The 1,363-nt window shown below is 41.7% G+C and carries 2 protein-coding genes; both read left to right on the top strand.

Features of this window, described 5'->3' with window-relative positions; translation table 11 throughout:
* Positions 1-427, top strand: a 427-nt coding sequence (locus A3763_RS28745; RefSeq protein ID WP_197482931.1) for a hypothetical protein, incomplete at its 5' end; no start/stop codon positions are given.
* A gap of 318 nt (positions 428-745) precedes the next feature.
* A complete protein-coding gene (locus A3763_RS15340) occupies positions 746-1,339 on the top strand; it encodes a hypothetical protein (RefSeq protein ID WP_068511040.1) in 594 nt (197 codons plus the stop codon).
* The last annotated feature ends 24 nt before the right edge of the window (positions 1,340-1,363 follow it).

Raw genomic sequence — 1,363 nt, 5'->3', positions numbered from 1 at the left:
TGGTTCTACTGGTTACGGTGATGCGAACTCAAAAATCCACATGGATAGCTACTTCAACATCACTGATTTAGATGTTTACATCGATATCGCTGGTGTTCAGATCAACGATCTGAAAATCCACAACCATCGTGGTGACACTTCTGGTCTAGACGGATTGAATGCATTCGGTTTCGCTCACTCAATGCGTGACATCTACGCTGTTAAAGACGCAGTTCTTGATCTAGGTTCTGTTGCTTTGAACCCAGCTCAAGATATCCAGGGTGGCAACACAAGAGAAGGTTATGTTGACGGTATCGCAATCAACACTACTTCTAAGTTTGACCTAGATATCGGTTCATTGTCTTTCGGTGACACTGGTACTTCTATCGGTGAAATCTACTTGACTGATGTGACTAACACTACTAACTGGACTATCTCTGCTCACTAAGATCTTGATCTTAGCTGAAGCTGGATACGAAAGTGTTTAGTTAAGTTAGAAGCAAAACGAGAAACCGCCTCACAATGTGAGGTGGTTTTTTTAGTTTCTGTTGTCTGTAAATTCTGTTGGCAGGGAAATATGGGGTAGGCTTTTGTGGCTAAAAGTGTTTGTTATGAAATTCCGTTCACTGCCTCGTTCACATTATAAAAAATGCCTAACAAAAGTCACAAATTCTACTGATTCACTGTAGACATTCTTCTCTCGCCCAGATAATTTATATCCACAATAGTTTTACCTCACCGTTATAATAATGATTGGAGTCTCTATATGAAGATGTTGAAATTTGGTTTGATACTGCTTGGTTTACTGTTCTCAGTGTCGAGCACCTTAGTATCAGCTGAAGAAGGCAAAAGAAAAATAAAAGCAGAAGATCTTGTCGAGGCGCCAATTGCGGACAGCGCTGTAGACCTTAACCAAGTGAGGCGGGGTAAGGTTACTGAGGAGCAAGCGATCGCGCAGCTTAAATATATGATGGTGCAGGGTTGGATGCGCATGGAAAAGAACTTGCTTGAACGTGGTGAGTTTTTACCTTTTGGGATGGTACTTTCCCCGCAGGGTGAATTTAACGTGTTAGCTATTGAGCACCAAAATCTTGTTAAAAAGGATTTTCAACTAGCCTCAATCATTGAATATTTAAAGCGTATTGCTAAAACTCGTGCAAAGTGGGGTGTCGGCTTAATGTATATTGAAACAAGAAAGAATGCTGATGGCTCATCCATGGACTACATTCGTGTAGTGGCAGAGCATATAGCGGGCTGGGCTAGATCGTGGTCTTACCCTTATAAGGTGGTAGATGGTGAAGTTAAGCTCGGCGCACCAAAGGAGACGGTTCTGAAGCCCATCTATTTTCAGTCTAATTAAATGAATAGCAAGGAGTGAGGAAAA

It is taken from the genome of Oleiphilus sp. HI0128 (genome assembly GCF_001635365.1).
Note: the sequence above shows the minus strand (reverse complement) of the source record. Positions and strands in the feature narration are given on the sequence as shown.

Excerpts from the sequence above, each read along its gene's own strand:
- A3763_RS15340 (WP_068511040.1), top strand. The coding sequence starts at position 746 with ATGAAGATGTTGAAATTTGGTTTGATACTGCTTGGTTTACTGTTCTCA.